1 protein-coding gene is annotated in these 1,136 nt (G+C 60.2%); it reads left to right on the top strand.

Annotation, left to right across the window (positions count from 1 at the left end; all coding sequences use genetic code 11):
• Positions 1-1,136, top strand: a 1,136-nt coding sequence (groL, locus tag AC629_RS44360; RefSeq protein ID WP_143199963.1) for a chaperonin GroEL, incomplete at both ends; no start/stop codon positions are given.

Consider the following 1,136-nt stretch of genomic DNA (forward strand, 5'->3'; position numbering starts at 1 on the left):
CGCGGCATCGACATCCTCGCCGACGCGGTGCGGGTCACGCTGGGTCCTAAGGGCCGTAACGTCGTGCTCGACAGGTTCGGGACGCCGCGGATCACCAAGGATGGCGTGACGGTTGCAAAGGAAATCGAGCTTGACGACAAGTTCGAAAACATGGGCGCGCAGCTGGTCAAGGAAATCGCGTCAAAGACGTCGTACCTGGCGGGTGACGGCACGACAACGGCAACCGTACTTGCCCAGGCAATCGTCAAGGAGGGGGCCAAGGCTGTCGCCGCGGGCATGAATCCGATGGACCTGAAGCGCGGGGTTGACCTGGCAATCGATGCAGTTGTCGAAGACCTCAAGGAAAAGTCCAGGAAGGTGGCCTCGAGTGAGGAGATTGCTCAGGTTGCCACGATCTCGGCCAACGGCGATACAGAGATCGGCCGGCTGGTCGCAAATGCCTTGGATCGGATCGGCAGCGAGGGCGCCATTACCGTCGAGGAAGCAAAGTCGCTCGAGACGGAGCTCGAAGTGGTGGATGGGATGCAGTTCGATCGTGGCTATATCTCTCCCTATTTCATTACCAATGCCGAAAAGATGCTGGTCGAGTTTGAAGACCCGCACATTCTGATTTGCGAAAAGAAGTTGTCGGGGCTGCAGGAGTTACTGCCGCTACTGGAAAAGGCCGTGAACAGCGGTAAACCGCTTCTCATCATCGCGGAGGATGTCGAGGGCGAAGCCCTTGCGACGCTTGTCGTCAATAAACTCCGGGGCGGGCTGAAGGCCGCTGCTGTCAAGGCGCCAGATTTCGGCGACCGACGCAAAGCGATCCTCCGCGACACTGCAATCCTGACCGGGGGCACTGTGATCGCCGAGGACCTCGGCATCAAGCTCGAACATGTGACGCTTGATATGCTCGGCCGCGCCAAGAAGGCGTTGATCGACAAGGAGAGCACGACGATCGTTGGCGGCGCCGGCACGAAGGCCGAGATCGAGGCTCGCATTGCTGAGATCAAGCTGCAGATCGAGGAGAGCACCTCTGACTACGATCGTGAGAAGCTCCAGGAGCGGCTCGCCAAGGTCGCCGGCGGCGTAGCGGTGATTCACGTCGGCGGGGCGACCGAAATCGAGGTCAGGGAGCGGAAGGATCGCGTGGA

It is taken from the genome of Bradyrhizobium sp. NAS80.1 (assembly GCF_001908205.1).
Lineage (GTDB): Bacteria > Pseudomonadota > Alphaproteobacteria > Rhizobiales > Xanthobacteraceae > Bradyrhizobium.